General features: G+C 56.3%; 12 protein-coding genes. All 12 read left to right on the forward strand.

Annotation, left to right across the window (positions count from 1 at the left end; genetic code table 11):
- Positions 1-2: 2 nt before the first annotated feature.
- The 12 genes from FJW00_RS17335 (at position 3) to FJW00_RS17390 (ending at position 15,907) form a co-directional block, all read left to right on the forward strand.
- Complete coding sequence (locus FJW00_RS17335) at positions 3-848, forward strand: hypothetical protein (protein WP_140925091.1); 846 nt, start codon at positions 3-5, stop codon at positions 846-848.
- Between the two features lie 14 nt (positions 849-862).
- Positions 863-1,303, forward strand: a complete 441-nt coding sequence (locus FJW00_RS17340) for a DcrB-related protein (RefSeq protein WP_140925093.1) — start codon at positions 863-865, stop codon at positions 1,301-1,303.
- Positions 1,304-1,306: 3 nt separating this feature from the next.
- Positions 1,307-5,695 carry an RHS repeat-associated core domain-containing protein gene (locus tag FJW00_RS17345; protein WP_140925095.1) on the forward strand — a complete coding sequence of 1,463 codons (4,389 nt, stop codon included), beginning with the start codon at positions 1,307-1,309 and terminating at the stop codon, positions 5,693-5,695.
- The gene (locus FJW00_RS17350; RefSeq protein WP_140925097.1) at positions 5,692-6,165 is read left to right on the forward strand and encodes a hypothetical protein; all 474 of its coding nucleotides are present in this window, start codon (positions 5,692-5,694) and stop codon (positions 6,163-6,165) included. Before FJW00_RS17345 ends, FJW00_RS17350 begins: the two co-directional genes overlap by 4 nt.
- A 497-nt stretch (positions 6,166-6,662) precedes the next feature.
- Positions 6,663-7,625 (forward strand): Ssp4 family T6SS effector, encoded by a 963-nt coding sequence (ssp4, locus tag FJW00_RS17355; RefSeq protein WP_140925099.1) that lies wholly within the window; start codon positions 6,663-6,665, stop codon positions 7,623-7,625.
- A complete protein-coding gene (locus FJW00_RS17360; RefSeq protein ID WP_140925102.1) occupies positions 7,625-8,206 on the forward strand; it encodes a hypothetical protein in 582 nt (193 codons plus the stop codon). The genes ssp4 and FJW00_RS17360 overlap by 1 nt, the downstream gene beginning before the upstream one ends.
- Positions 8,207-8,589: 383 nt before the next feature.
- On the forward strand, positions 8,590-9,597 hold the full coding sequence (gene dgcN / locus FJW00_RS17365; protein ID WP_140925104.1) for an N-acetyltransferase DgcN: 1,008 nt from the start codon (positions 8,590-8,592) through the stop codon (positions 9,595-9,597).
- 1 nt (position 9,598) lies between these two features.
- Positions 9,599-10,564: an N-acetyl-D-Glu racemase DgcA gene (dgcA, locus tag FJW00_RS17370; RefSeq protein WP_140925106.1), complete on the forward strand. Its 966-nt coding sequence runs from the start codon at positions 9,599-9,601 to the stop codon at positions 10,562-10,564.
- A gap of 15 nt (positions 10,565-10,579) precedes the next feature.
- The gene (locus tag FJW00_RS17375; protein ID WP_140925108.1) at positions 10,580-12,445 is read left to right on the forward strand and encodes an ABC transporter ATP-binding protein; all 1,866 of its coding nucleotides are present in this window, start codon (positions 10,580-10,582) and stop codon (positions 12,443-12,445) included.
- Positions 12,446-12,467: 22 nt separating this feature from the next.
- Entirely contained in the window at positions 12,468-14,009 is a 1,542-nt protein-coding gene (locus FJW00_RS17380) for a glutathione ABC transporter substrate-binding protein (RefSeq protein WP_140028409.1), read from the forward strand.
- 84 nt (positions 14,010-14,093) lie between these two features.
- Positions 14,094-15,026: an ABC transporter permease gene (locus FJW00_RS17385; protein WP_058956638.1), complete on the forward strand. Its 933-nt coding sequence runs from the start codon at positions 14,094-14,096 to the stop codon at positions 15,024-15,026.
- On the forward strand, positions 15,023-15,907 hold the full coding sequence (locus FJW00_RS17390) for an ABC transporter permease subunit (protein WP_046101680.1): 885 nt from the start codon (positions 15,023-15,025) through the stop codon (positions 15,905-15,907). Before FJW00_RS17385 ends, FJW00_RS17390 begins: the two co-directional genes overlap by 4 nt.
- The last annotated feature ends 1 nt before the right edge of the window (position 15,908 follow it).

Raw genomic sequence — 15,908 nt, forward strand, 5'->3', positions numbered from 1 at the left:
TGATTGAGAATCGCTTTTTAACCAGCTTTATAATCGTGCCTGTTCTTCTCTTTTTGTCCTGCATTGTCAGGGCTGAATCCGGCACGGAGTCGCTTGCTCCTGCTCTTAATGAGGGTGATTTTTCGGTTCTGCTTAATGACTATGTTTTCACGCCCGGTGATATGTGGAGTGACGAAAGCTTCATACGCGCAGGCGAGGCACTGAGCTCCGATCTGGCTGGAGAGGTAGTGATTGATAATCAGCAATATAAATATTTCCAGCATACCTATAACGGGTTTGAGTTGTTCAGCGCGACGGCGGCAGGAAAGGGAATGCACCCGATTCTGGCTGAGATTCTTTTGGAAAATGCCAGCGTGCCGACGGCCCGAAATATCATGGTTGGTGACAGCCTGGAAAAGGTTCAGCAAGCCTATGGACCCGGAAAAGAAGATAACAGTGATAATCAGCACTGGCTTGTTTATCAGTCGGGCAAAAAACAGTTGATGTTCCATATCGTTCAGGGAAAAGTCAGTGACATCATGCTGAAAACAGACCCGGGTGCAGAGCAAAGCGAAATCAGCCCTGACCAGGCTATCGGTATCGCCACCGAAGCCATTCATACCTGGCACCTGACCACTCTCGATGATAAATGCCTGCGTTACGATCTCGATGAAAGCCGTGAGAAAAACTTCTATATCATCACGGTCCGTGAAGATAATCGGGATATCAGTTGCGGTGGCGACCCTGATATTTCGCACCGACTTTTTGATATTAAAGTTGCGCGTGATAATACGCAGATACTCACTAACGCCGATAACGTTGATGGTGATTATCGCGACCTGAATTCTCCTGCCACAAACAATGAATAAGACGGACATCCGATATGCATTACCAATTCAATGAGGGCGCTTTTGCGCTTTTTCCTGCTGCCTGGCAGGACAACACCATGAACATTCTGCGCGATGAGGCCAGTGGACTGGCGTGGGTGGTGAGTCGTGGTGTTATTGCAGAAGGCAGTGATGCAGAAAAAGAATTTCAGCGTCAGTGGGACACATTGCGCAGCCAGATGGGGCACATTCAGCAGAGTGAATTTGTTCCTGTGATGGCCGGTGTGAATAACACCTTACCTGCGACAGAAGTTGAAACCCTGTTTGACCGTAACGGACAACAGGTGTGGCAGAAACAGCTGGCTGCACAGGTTCCTGAGTCGAACATCTTTATGATTTTTACGCTCTCCGCGATGCGCCCATTCAATGAGGAAGACGGTCAGCGCTGGCAGGCTTTCAAACAAAGCCTGAGTCTGAATACGCCACGGAAAGATTAACTTATGGATAACCATGCGGCCCGCGTGGGCGACGAGATCATTCACTCCAGCATTTTCGCTGATATCACCAGTGTTGTGGCTGAAGGGGCGGCTTATGCCGTCATCGGGGCTGCGGTAGGAGCGGCGGCAACACTGGCTGCGCCTTTACTGGGCGCCGGCATGGCGGCGGCCGGGGTTGCCGCTATCGGTTCCAGCTGTCTGCTCAGCGGCATCATTGGCGGTGTGTTAGCCAATGCTGCGGGCCTGTCGGACGACATCACTGAAGCGGCAGAGGGGCTGGGCGACATGATATTCCCGCCTTCACCCGCCGGGGTGATCGCCAGCGGTTCAGACAACGTACGCGTGAATGGTCTTATGGCCGCACGCGCGGCCGGGATGATGACGCCGGATGAGACACCGCCACCGGAACCGCAATCACCGCAGAGCTTCGCGGACTACGGCGGCATGCTGCTCTCTGCGGTAGGCCAGTTCGGCAGTGCTATGTGGCAGCCCACGGTCGCCTCCGCCGATGCGGGGAGCTCTCCGCTTGAGCAGGATAAAGTGGCCTGTGAAAAACACAGTGCGCCGCAGTATCTGGCTCAGGGATCGAAAAGCGTTTTTATCAATGGCCAGCCTGCGGTGCGGGCAAAGGACAAAACGACCTGTGACGCCACGGTAAGTGATGCTGTTTCCCCCAATGTCATCATCGGAGGTGAGACCGTTACGGTCAGAGAGATCAAAAGTGGCAAGGTGCCGGGTCTCGCGGTCATGATGATCGGCCTTTCGCTCATACGCGGTCGCCCCAGCCAGATCCTGAAAAATATGCCCTGCGCGCTGGCCGGTGCGGCGGGCGGCATGATGGCGGATATGTCCATCAACGCCGCTTTCTCATCGCTGTTCCCGGTTCATGCCGCAACCGGCGTCAAGGTCCTTAATGATGATGCCGAGCGCGATTTCTCTCTTCCCGGCCGTTTCCCGCTCAGTTTTCAGCGCAGCTATAACAGCCTGACTCAGCGCGCAGGCCTGTTCGGTCAGGGCTGGGCCACGGTGTTTGACAGCTATCTGACGCTGGAAGGCAACCGGGCAACCTGGTTTGACGACAACGGGCGCGAGCTGAGCTTTGACGTTCCCGGTGAAAAAGAGGTGCTCTACAGCATCAGCGAAGGGCTGATGGTGCGGCGCAGCGCGACTGGCGATATTGCCATTGCCGATGACGATGGTTCGGTATGGCGTCTTTACCGGCGCACGGCCGCCGATCCGCAGGTGCTGCGGCTGGCGTCACTCAGCGACGAGTACGGCAATGCGCTGGAGACGGGCTGGGATGAACAGGCCCGCTTGGTGCGTATCCATGACGCGCCGCTGGCTATTGACGTCACGCTGAACTACGACGACAGACAGCATCCGCGGCGACCGACGTCAGCCAGCCATTTTGATGGCGAGCAGCACTGGCCTCTGACGCGCTGGACCTACAGCCAACAGGGCCAGCTTGCCAGCGTGACCGATGCGGCAGGCGTTGTTACCCGCCGGTTCCGTTACAACGACGATGGACTGATGGTCTGGCATCAGCTGCCCGGCGGGCTGGAAAGTGAATACCGCTGGCAGAAGCTGGATCACTGGCGCGTAGTTGAGAACCGCACCAATAGCGGCGACGGCTGCCGCATGCATTACGATCTTGCGGCGGGTATCACGCGCGTGTCGACCAATGACGGTCAGCAGCGCGAACACCACTGGAACGCCGCGGGCCTCATCACCTGTTTCATCGATGAGCGGGGCGAGAAGTGGCGCTATGAGTGGGATGAAAACGAACTCCTGACGCGCCGCATCGATCCGCTGGGCAACACGGTGAGTTTCACCTATGACGATCTGGGCAATCGCGTTGAAGAGAAAGATGCTGACGGCGGTGTGCAGGCGGTGCAATGGCTGTCACATCGTGCGCTGCCCACAGTGGTTGCCGGAGCGGATGGTTCCACGACGAAATACTATTACGATCCCCATCATGGCCTTGAGCGCGTCGTTGATGCGCTCGGGCAAAGCACGATCTATAAGCGGGATGAATCCGGACTGGTTGTCGAGGAGATCGATGCAGCAGGTAACAGCTATCGCCGGGAGTTTAACGATGCCGGACAGGTTATCCGTGAAACCGACTGTTCAGGGCTGACCACGCGCTACCGTTATCATCCTCTGGGCTGGCTCAGCTGTGTCATTGCGCCGGATGGTGAAGAAACCCGTTATCACTATGACGCCGCAGGCCGTCCTCTCCAGCTTGAGCGCGCAGAGGGCTGGGAAGAGCGACTGCACTGGAGTGAAAACGGCCTGCCGCTGGCCCATGAGTCGGCGGATGGCAACCGCAGTGAATTCCGTTACGACAATGTCGGACGACTGATCGCCAACCGCAACGCACAGGGTGAGACGGTTCAGCGAAGCTGGGACAGCCGTGGCCGCCTCACGGCGCTGAAAAACGAGAACGGTGAGCAGTATCAGTTCGAATGGGGCGCAGACTCTCTGTTGCTGGCTCAGGTGGGACTGGATGGTGTTGCCACGCGATACGACTATGACGTGGCGGGCCGCACGCTATCGCGTACCTTTGCCGCCGGCCATCCTCAGGCCATCACCCATCATTACCACTGGAGCCGCGCGGGGCAACTGCTGGCGCGAACCACGCCAGAGGGGCAGACGCGCTATCACTACAGCGGTGGCGGCCAGCTCGGTAAAGTGTCGCAGCATCTGCCGCTGTCTGACAGCGAGTGGAGTCAGCAGGCCGAGCAGGAGATTACCTTTAAATATGATGCGCTGGGCCGCATCGTTGCTGAACAGGGGGAGCAGGGCGAACTGGCGTGGGCGTATGACGCGCTGGGTAACTGTACGGCCTTAACCCTGCCGGATGGGCGCAACCTGAAGCAGCTTTATTATGGTAGCGGCCACTTGCTGAGCATCGCACTGGACAATCTGCCGGTCACCGAGTTTACCCGTGACACCCTGCACCGGGAACTGAGCCGCACGCAGGGCGGCCTGACTATGCGTAGCGAGTATGACCGCTTAGGCAGACTGCGCCGCCGTGACGTGTTCAGGGGTGAAGCACAGCGACCTGCGCCGCGCGTCTGGTCCCGCCGGCGCGACTTCGATTACGGTAACAACCTGATCCGCGAAGAGCGTGACGATAATCCGTTCAGCCAGACGTTATGGCACTACGATAACGCCGGCCGGCTGTTGTCCCAGGACGGTGCGCAGCCGGGTAATGAACAGTGGCGCTGGGATGGCGCAGGCAATCCGCTGGATCGCCATAGTGCTGCCCACGTCATGCATAACCGCGTCACTGAACTGAACGGTATCCGCTGGCAGTATGACATTCATGGCCGCACTACGGAGAAAGATGACGGTCAGACCCGCTGGCGCTATCGCTACGATGGTGAGCATCGCCTCACGGAGGTGATCAGCGAGCCGCGGGACCGTAACAAGCCGCGCACGAAGGTGAGCTTCCGTTACGATCCGCTGGGACGACGTATCAGTAAAACCAGCCAGCAGCTGTTACAGGGCAGGCCATCTGGCAACGCCGTCACGACGCGCTTTGTGTGGGAAGGTTACCGCCTGCTGCAGGAAATCCACGACGGCACTCCGCTGACCTACGTTTACAGCGACAGCCAGAGCTATGATCCGCTGGCACGTATTGATGGTGTGGAAAGCCCCGAGATTTACTGGTTCCATAATGCGGCCAACGGGATGCCGGAACTGCTGACTGACGCGGAAGGGCAAAAAGCCTGGGAAGGGATCAACAGCCCGTGGGGCAAACTGCTGCGTGAATCCAGCCAGCGGCTGCCTGCCGTGCAGCAGAACCTGCGTATGCAGGGTCAGTACCTGGATCGTGAAACCGGACTGCACTACAATCTGTTTCGTTACTATGACCCGGACAGCGGACGGTTTACTCAGCAGGACCCGATAGGGCTGGCGGGCGGGATCAACCTTTACCAGTATGCCCCTAATGCGCTGGGGTGGGTGGATCCGTGGGGGTTGATGAAGTGTAAAGATCCTGCGAAAGAAGCAACGAAATGGCAGGGGCCTGGGAATAAAACTTATCCAGGCATTGATGTCTATGAGAATACAGTTATAAAAAAAGGGACGATACTTTATGCCCTTCATCCTAATGGAGATCAGTTACCTGCATATACTGTAAGCCATCCTACAGTCAGACAACATAGAGGTGATCCACTTGGCTATCATGAAGCTTTGCAAGTTGAGCTGAACCCAGCATATCCGATGCGTTCAAAGGTGAGAGCTTATTACGTTACAGAAGATATATTTGTAGCCAGAGGGCGTGCTGAAGCTAATCCTAAACATGGAGTAGGAGGAGGGCTGCAGTTCTATATACCTGAAGAAGCTCGGCTTAAACTGAAACCTGGAAAAGTAATTGACATATGAAAAGAATGAATCTAGACGAGTCGAATGGAGCTTTACATATTGATGGTAATGAAATAGATCTTTCATCTTACGAGGCTTTTACTAAGTCCATTTTTTTTAATTCAGTTAAGGATCTGACACCAGTTGGAAAATATCGCTTTTTTTCAAAAGAAGTTAATTGGCACGATGAACCATTTACTGTTGAATTCAATCCAGCCGTTTTTTCTTTTAATGCACTTGTTTTTCTCACTAGCAAAACAGGTGATTTTTATAAAAGTCTATCTGATTGGGAAAAAAGGGCCAATGTAAAGGCTTTAAAGGAAGAAGAAAAAAGAATGTTTGAATGGATGCTAAATAAATATCCTAATAATTATAAGGGGGAGTTAAAAGATCCTCCTTATGGCCATGTTTGGAGTTTTGAATGGGGGGAGATAACGGTACAGTCAGAAGAGAGATCATTTAATTGTGGGATATATATCGAATGGAGCTGATTTTAAATGATCAACCCTTTGGGTATTATTTTACAGTATTGGTGAAATAAAATATTGCTAAGTTTTTAATATTTATAATTTCGGCGGTGACAATTAATTTCGATGCCTGATAGAAATCGGTTGTTTATTCCGTTGTTGCCACGAGAAGTGATAGGTAAACCCGCTGGCGATATTTTAATGATGCTAAGGATTTCATAATAAATTTTATTTCGGGTGCTAATTGATTTGTTAGTTTTTTTTGATGGAATCTAATTCTGCTATCAAGTGCCATTATTGAAGTGTTGGAAGGTAGAATTATTGGCATTTTTCGTTCAATCAAAAGATGATGGTTTTACATGTATCATCAAATTATTGATATATAATCCTGATGCGGTGATGCGGTGATGCGGTGATGCGGTGATGCGGTGATGCGGTGATGCGGTGATGCGGTTTATGTTTTTAATTTTTAACGTCTGAAGAACTCTCTTTTTATTATCTTGACCTTATAAGGAGATAAAATGAACTTACCAGGAGTGAATCCCGAAAATAACTTACCGGGTTATGATATCGCGAGAATGACCGGTTATGGGGCACCTGATTTTGATTTTAAAGCGCTGGGTGCAGCAATGGATTGTACCCGGGAGTTTTATCAGGCTGGCATTGTCTATGCAGATGGCGCACAGCGTTATCTTGTTCGACCTGGTAAGCGTCATCCCAATGGTCAAAGTGGTATCGTCACACATCTGATTGTGACCAAAATGCCCAAACAGGCAACCGTATCAAATACGGGTAAGTCACTTACTGAAGCAGTTAGCGCGACCTCAATGGGAGCGGAGATTGCCTCGACTGTGCTTTCTTGTGGCGCAATGATTATTACAGCTGGCGTGGCGGTTATCGGCGCTTCAGCAACGCCTATAACTGCCGGGAGTAGCAGCGTGCTTGTCGGCATTGGTTATGCCGGCGCTGCCGCTACGGGATTGCAATGTGTTAATGGGATTTACAGGGTTTATGATCTTGTCGAAAACGGTGGCGAAAACGTCGCATGGCTGGACTCACAGGATTGGTATGTTGCCACTTCAACGTCCCTTGACCTCATTTCACTTGCCAGTGTGGGCGGAGCATTAAAAGAAGCTCTGGCAACATGGCGAGCGATGAAATCGGTCTCTTCTATAAAAGCCACGGAGTGGCTCAGGAACTATCCAAGGCAGGACCGGGCGCGCCTTACTGAACTAATCATCCGTGCTCAAAATCCGGGTATAAGTAATAGAGAACTCAAAGCCGCCATCCGTGCAGGACTTTATCCAAAACGTTTCCCTGTCGAGCCGGTGCAAAGAGAGCTTGTTAAACAACTTTCGCAAGTGGTAACGAGCGCAGCTGCTGTGGCAGGCAGTGCTGTTAGTGGTATCATTGCTGCTCCCGGTAACGTGCCGCGCACCGGGCGCTATATAGTGGGAACCATTCAATCTTTGGCGGTATTTTAATGCAATTTTTATCATGGCTTGTTGGACGTCATATCACTGAACTTCTGCAACAGGGACGCGAACTAGATCAGGCAATCGCACGGCAGGATAATTCCATACTTGCCCGATCCACTCCCGAGCTTGAGCGTTATTTTAAACAGCCTTCTGAGTCGCTCCCACGGCAAAATGGCTTCCCGATTGCAATAGTGCTGATGCTGTTGCTGGTTGCATTTGCTTTTAATCTGTTGACGTTTTTGCACGCATTACCTCCTCTTACTCCGCAGATACATGCGTTGAGTTTTTTTGGTCCCTCAATCCTCGTTATCGGCACGCTACTCGCGGCCAGCTATCGGCTCGCGCGAGGCCATACATCTGCTGTGGCAGGACTGACTTACGTCTGGGCGATATTGCTTGTATCGACCGTTTTGCTATTAAGCTACGGCGTTGTTACGGGTAGCCACTCCGGCCTGTGGCTGCTTCTGGCCCTTGCTGCTTTGGTGGGTGCTCGCTTAATACTCAATGGCCAGGCTTTCATCCTGTTTGCCATTTACTGCCGGACACAGCGCCTTGCCAGTGTCGCCCGGCAGCGTCGTATGAAATAACCCCCTGTCTGTCCGTGTTCTGTTATCGCGGAACAGCCGTTCCGCGACCCTCTCTTTTTCTCTCAGACTGAAAGAAAAAACCGGGCGCAGGCTGCCGCCGGTGAGTATTGATGTAAAGAAGAGCCCGGAGATATACAGAGCCGCTTTGTCATCGTAGCGGCATTTCCTTCCTCCTGCCCCAGACACGATCTTTTTCCTATGACCCGCTCCCGGTTTGAGTCCATCTGACGCTCACTTCCGCCGGAATAATCCCCGTATCATCACTCTTACCTCTGACTATAACCTGCCGTTATACCCTCCTGCTAAACAAGCATTCGTCACCTTTCAGACCGCATGAAATAGTGGTTTCAGAACCTGATCTTTTGGCTGAAACGAGAGACAACATGCTAATTCCACAACCCTATTTACTCTTTCTTGGCGATGTGACCGATCCCCTTGCGGCAAAAACGGCGCGCGGTATTCATATCTGGCGGCCGGAGCAGTGCGTTGGCGAAATCAAACTGCCGGGCTGTACGGTCAGTCTGGGCCTGGATGAACTGGATATTCCCGGCGCCAAAGCGCGTGGCGCAAAAACCCTGGTGCTGGGTACCGCCAACGCAGGGGGCTATCTGCCTGCGCACTGGCTGGAAACCATTAAAAGTGCCATCAAAGCAGGCATGAATGTGGCCAGTGGTCTGCATCACCGACTGGTAGACGAACCGGAACTGGTCGCGCTTGCGCAGGCATCGGGTGTTGAGCTTTTTGACCTGCGCCATATGCGTCCGGTGCTCAATGTTGGCAGCGGCAAGAAGCGTTCAGGTAAGCGCATCCTGACAGTGGGCACAGACTGCTCAGTGGGCAAGATGTACACCTCCCTGGCGCTGGAAGCGGCGATGCGTGCACGCGGGATGAAAGCCGATTTTCGCGCCACGGGCCAGACCGGCATTCTGGTTGCGGGAGAGGGAATTGCTGTGGATGCGGTCATCGCGGATTTTATTGCCGGCGCGGCAGAAGCGCTGTCACCCGCGAATGACGCGGACCACTGGGACATCGTCGAAGGGCAGGGCTCACTGTTCCATCCCTCTTATGCAGGCGTGAGTATGGGGCTGATGCACGGCGCGCAACCGCACTGGCTGGTCATGTGTCATGAAATGGGACGCCCGCATATGCGTCATTTGCCCCACCAGCCGATGGTCAGCCTGAAGGAGTGCGTTGAAGCCAATCTGCGCGCTGCGCAGGTGACCAGTGAGTCGGTGCAGCTCGCAGGCTTTGCGATTAACACCTCAAATTACAGCGAAGAAGAGGCGCTCGCGTATTGCGCTGAAATCACCGCTGAGTTTGGCCTGCCGGCAACCGATCCTGTGCGTTTTGGTATCGACGGGATCGCCGCGCTGCTTCAGGAGCGTGGCTGAAATGAGAACGTTGCAGATCGATGTGGTGGCATTGCCGCTGGCGCGCCCCTTTGCCATCTCACGTGGAACCCGGACCGCCGTGACGGTCATCCGGGTCACCCTGGAACAAAACGGGTTCATCGGGCAGGGCGAATGCACTCCAACGGCCCGCTACGGTGAGACGCCCGAAAGCGTGCAGGCGATGCTTGAAGCCGTGCGTGCTGACGTGGAGGCGGGCCTGAGCCATGACGATCTGCAACAGCGCTTACCCGCCGGCGCCGCACGCAACGTGCTGGACTGTGCGCTATGGCGACTCGACGCCGCACGGACGCATCAGACGCTGTGGCAGAAGAGCCGGTTTTCGCAGCCACCGTCGGTGGTGACGGCCGAAACCCTCAGCCTCGACACGCAGGAAAATATGGCGCTCGCGGCGGCAGAGGCCGTCTCACGCGGGGCCATCCTGCTCAAGATTAAGCTCGACCGCGATGCGGTTCTGGAAAAGGTGGCCGCGATCCGTGCGGCGGCACCGCGCGCCACGCTCATTATCGATGCCAATGAAGCCTGGTCGGGGCTGGACCTGGAGAGCCTGCTGGTGGCACTGAAGGCCTACAGCATCGCGATGGTCGAGCAACCGCTGCCCGCCGGACAGGATCATGACCTGCAACGCTTTAAGCATCCCATCCCGGTCTGTGCCGATGAGAGTTGTCATACGCGGGCGGATATTGCGGAACTGCGCGATCGTTACGAGATGGTCAACATCAAACTCGACAAGTGCGGGGGCCTGACCGAAGCGCTGGCGATGATGGAGGCGGCCCGGGCGCAGAATATGCGCGTTATGGTTGGCTGCATGCTGGGTTCGTCACTGGCGATGGAGGCCGCCTTACCCGTCGCGGTCAATGCGGAGTTCATCGACCTGGATGGCCCCATCTGGCTGGCCGCCGACAGTTCTCCTTTTTTGAGCTACTCCCAGGGCCGCATCTGGCTATAACTTTGCGAGGCGACGATGACGGACACACGACTTACCTCTTCTGCAGCGCGCACAGCCTCTGCCTCTCCCGTACTGGCGATTCAGGATCTCAGCGTCTCGTTTCGGGGACGCAGCGGTGAGAATCAGGCTCTCAGGGGAATCAGTTTTGCTATCAATCCGGGTGAGATTGTCGCCGTGGTGGGTGAAAGCGGCTCCGGTAAATCTGTCACGTCGCTGGCGGTGATGGGCTTACTGGCAAACGGCGGCCGTGTCGATCGCGGCAGCATGCAGTTTCGCGATCGCAGTGGAAACGTGCATGCGCTGGAAACGCTGGATGAGAATCAGCGTCGCGCGTTGCGGGGCCATGAAATGGCGATGATCTTTCAGGAGCCCATGACCTCGCTGAATCCGGTGCTGCGCATTGATGATCAGCTGACCGAAGCGTTACGCGATCACCAGCAGTGCAGCAGAAAAGAGGCGCAGGCGCGCGTGCGTGAACTGCTGCGACAGGTGCGCATCGCCGATGTGGATCGCGTCATGAAGAGCTATCCGCACTCGCTTTCCGGCGGCATGCGGCAGCGTGTCATGATTGCGCAGGCGCTGGCCTGTGACCCGCAGCTCCTGATCGCCGACGAGCCGACCACCGCGCTGGATGTCACCGTGCAGGCGCGTATTCTGCATATCCTGCGGGAACTGCAACGCGAAAAACAGATGGCGGTGCTGTTTATCACTCATGATATGGGCGTGGTGGCAGAAATCGCCGATCGGGTGGTGGTGATGCTGCGCGGCGAAGTCATCGAGCAGGGCACCGTCTCTCAGATTTTTGCCGCTCCGCAGCACGCTTATACCAAAGCATTACTGGCGGCCGTGCCCAGACTCGGTGATATGCGGGAGCACAACTGGCCGCAACGTTTTCCTCTGCCGGGTGCCCGCGACGCGGTGCAACGCGAACAGCAGACCGCGCGCTATGACGTGGCGCCGCTGCTCGATGTGCGCGGGTTGAAAGTCTATTACCCGATCCGCAGCGGCATCTTATCGAGCCTGACGCACCATGTGCATGCGGTCGAGCAGATTGATTTCACGCTGTGGCCCGGTGAAACCCTGGCCATCGTGGGTGAAAGCGGCTGCGGCAAATCGACCACCGGACGCGCACTGATGCGCCTCATCAGCAGTGAGGCCGAAAGCATTCACTTTGAGGGAAGAGAGATCTCCGACCTGAAAGAGGCGGCATTCCAGCCGCTCCGCCGTGAAATTCAGATGGTCTTTCAGGATCCCTACGCCTCACTGAATCCCCGCCTGACCGTGGGTTTCACCATCGCCGAGCCATTGCTCCTGCACGGCATCGTGAAATCGCTGGAGGAGGCTTCGCCGCAGATCGATGCGTTACTGAAGAGCGTCGGCCTGCTGCCGGAGCATGCGCGTCGCTATCCGCACGAATTTTCGGGCGGGCAGCGTCAGCGGATTGCCATCGCCCGCGCCATGGCACTGAAGCCGAAAGTCATTATCGCCGACGAGGCGGTCTCAGCCCTCGACGTCTCGATTCAGGCGCAGGTGGTCAATCTGATGATGGACCTCCAGCAGCAGACCGGCGTGGCGTGGATCTTCATCTCTCACGATATGGCGGTGGTAGAGCGCATTGCGAATCGCGTGGCGGTGATGTACCTCGGCCAGATTGTGGAGCTGGGACCGCGCCAGTCGGTATTTAATCATCCGCAGCACCCCTATACCCAGCGTCTGCTGGCCTCCGTGCCGGTAGCCGATCCTGAGAACCGTCAGCCCCGCCTTGTCGATGACAGCGAAATCCCTTCGCCGTTACGTAAGGTGGGCCAAACGGTCACTAAGCCCCGTTATCGACAGGTTGCGCCTCAGCACTGGGTCGCTGACGGCATTGCATTGCGATAATCCTCAACGACCAGGAGATTTCATGAAACCCATTTTTCGCCGTACCTCACTCGCCTTCGCCCTGACGACGATGCTGGTCTCTGCTGCGCAGGCGCAGGATCTGCGTATCTCCATGTATGCCGATATCACGGGGCTGGACCCGCACGACACTTCGGATAACATCAGCTACTCCGTACAGAGCGGTATCTTTGAACGCCTGTTCCAGTTTGATCCGCAGATGAAGCTGCAACCCTGGCTGGCGACCGGTTATACAGCCAATGAGAGCGCGACCGAATTTACCCTGACGCTGCGCAAGGGCGTCACCTTCCAGGATGGCACCCCTTTTGATGCGGAAGCCGTCAAAGCCAACCTCGATCGTCTGGCTGACCAGAAAAAAGGGCTGAAGCGCAACAGCCTCTACAAAATGATCGACAGGGTGACGGTGCTGGCACCCGACCAGGTCAGAATCGACCTGAATCAGTCGTTCGGGGCTTTTATTAACACGCTGGCGCACCCCTCGGCGGTGATGTGGAGCCCGGCGATCCTGAAGCAATACCCGGACGAAGCCCAGCTCCGGCTGCATCCGGTGGGAACCGGTCCGTTTAAATTTGTCGACTGGAAACCGGGCAAAGCCGTGACGATGGCGAAGTATGCGGGTTACTGGCAGGCGGGGTGGCCGAAAGTCGACCAGGTGATCTTCTCGCCAAGTCCGGAAGATGCGACACGCGTTGCGGCGTTAAAATCGGGGCAGGTGGATGCCATCTGGCCACTGCCGTCCGACCTCATTGCGGCGGTGCAGCAGGACAGCCATCTGACGGTGCAGCGCGACCCGAGCATCTATCTCTATTACATGGCGATGAACACGCAGCACAAGCCGCTGGCGGATGTTCGCGTGCGTCAGGCCATCAACTATGCGATTGACCGTAATCTGTGGCTGAAAGTGGCCTTTGCCGGTCTGGGCAAACCGGCCACCTCGGCTATGCCGGAAGGGGTGCAGTTCTATCAGAAACAAACTGACCCCGATTACCACTACGCACCCGATAAGGCCAAAGCCCTGCTGAAAGCGGCAGGCTATCCGCAGGGGCTGGATCTCAAGCTCTGGGTCACCAATGCCACGGCCGCCGTGCGAGCCGGTCAGGTGCTGAAAGCACAGCTGGCTGCGGTGGGTATTCGTGCCACGGTTACCCCGATGGATTCGGGAACGCGCAATGCGAAATTGTGGGGCGTAAAGGATCCGAAAATGGCGGAGTTTGACCTCTATTATGGCGGCTGGTCGACCTCTACCGGCGATGCGGACTGGGCGCTGCGCCCGCTGTTTGCCACCGAGTCCTGGGTGCCGACCTCCTATAATGTCTCTTACTTCAGCAACCCGGAAGTGGACAAAGCGATCGCCGCCGGGCTGGTGACGGCCGATGCGGCGAAGCGTGGCATCGCCTATGCGCAGGCCCAGACGGCGCTATGGAAAGCGGCACCGGTAGCCTTTCTTGGCACGCCAGACAACCTGGTGGGCAAGCGCAGCAACCTGAGCGGCGTTTCAATGCTGCCTGATGGCAATTTCATCTTCACTCAGGCGTCCTTTAAATAAGACGATTTCTTCCTCCACGCCCCTGACCCCATGCGGGAGAGGGGGCGTGGAAAGGCCCGTCGCACCTCTGTTTCAGGGAATCGCATGTTTGCATACATCCTTCGCCGATTGCTCGAGATGATCCCGGTTTTGCTGGTGGTCTCGCTGCTGGTTTTCGGCTTTATCAAGCTGCTGCCGGGCGATCCGGCGCGCATCTATGCCGGACCGGATGCGCCCATCGAGGCGGTAGAGGCGGCACGTCAGCATCTCGGGCTGAACGATCCGCTGCCGCAGCAGTATCTCCACTGGGTCGGCAGCCTGCTGCAGGGCGATCTCGGCATCACCTACCGCACGCAGCAACCGGTGCGGGAGGTGATCGCGCAGGGATTCATGCCGACACTGTGGCTCGCCCTCGCAGGGTTTACCTGGTCCGTGATCCTCGGCCTGCTCTTCGGCGTTCTCGCGGCGCTGAAACGGGGGAAATGGCAGGACTGGACATTGATGAGCGTAGCCGTCGGCGGCATCTCCATGCCCGCCTTCTGGCTGGGGCTGCTGCTGATCCAGTTCGTCGCGATGCCGTTTGGACTCTTTTCGGTCAGCGGCTTTAACAGGGCCAGCGATATTGTCCTGCCCGCCATCACCCTGGGATCGTCGGTGGCGGCCGTGATGGCGCGCTTTACCCGCTCGGCCTTTCTTGAAGTGGCGCAGGAAGATTACGTGCGCACCGCAAAAGCGAAAGGGCTGCGAAAACGGCTGGTGACGTGGAAACATGTGATGCGCAACGCACTCATTCCGGTGATCACCATGCTGGGCCTGCAGTTCGGTTTTCTGCTGGGGGGCTCTATCGTCGTGGAGAGCGTCTTCAACTGGCCTGGTCTGGGCTGGTTACTGATTGAGTCGATCAAGGCGCAGGACCAGCCGGTCATTCAGGCGCTGGTGATGCTGTTCGTGTTTGAATTTATCGTGATTAACCTGCTGGTCGATCTGCTCTATGCAGTCGTCAATCCGGCCATTCGTCTGCGACAGGAGCCGAGATGAGTTCGTCATCACTGACTGAAAACCCGCCACAGATCATTCGTTCACCCTGGCGCGACTTCCTGCACGCCTTTGTGCGTAATCCCCTGGCGCTGGTGTCGGGCGGATTTGTGCTGCTGCTGATCGTGGTCGCTCTCTTTGCGCCCTGGCTGGCCCCCTGGGACCCGATGGCACCGGACTGGATGGCGTTATCGTCGCCGCCAACGGCCGCCCACTGGATGGGGACCGACGAACTGGGGCGTGACCTGCTGAGCCGGATTATTTACGGCGCCCGCATCTCGCTCTATGTCGGGGTGCTGTCGGTCACGCTGGGCATGATCGCCGGGGTGATACTGGGTTTACTGGCCGGCTACTATGGTCGCTGGATCGATATGCTGATTATGCGCGGCGCCGACGTGCTGTTCGCCTTTCCCGGCATGCTGCTGGCCATCGCGGTGGTGGCGCTGCTGGGAACGGGCCTGAACAATGTCATCATCGCGGTCGCGGTGTTCAGCGTACCGGTCTTTGCCCGTATCGTGCGTGCTTCGACGCTTTCACTGCGACAGGCGGCGTATGTTGAGGCGGTGCGCTGCGCCGGTGCGCCAGACCGGGTGATTATTCTGCGGCATATTCTGCCCGGCACGCTCTCCAGCGTGATTGTCTATTTCACTATGCGCATTGGCACCAGTATTCTCACGGCGGCGGGCCTGAGCTTTATCGGACTGGGCCCGGAACCTGACGTGCCTGAATGGGGCAATATTCTGGCGATGAGCCGCAGCATGATGATGGCCGGGGCCTGGCATATGAGCGTCTTTCCGGGGCTGGCGATCTTTCTTACCGTGCTGGCCTTCAACCTGCTTGGGGATGCGCTGCGCGACACCCTCGATCCCAAACTCAAGGGCTGAC

The sequence above is a fragment of the Pantoea anthophila genome (assembly GCF_006494375.1).
GTDB lineage: Bacteria > Pseudomonadota > Gammaproteobacteria > Enterobacterales > Enterobacteriaceae > Pantoea > Pantoea anthophila.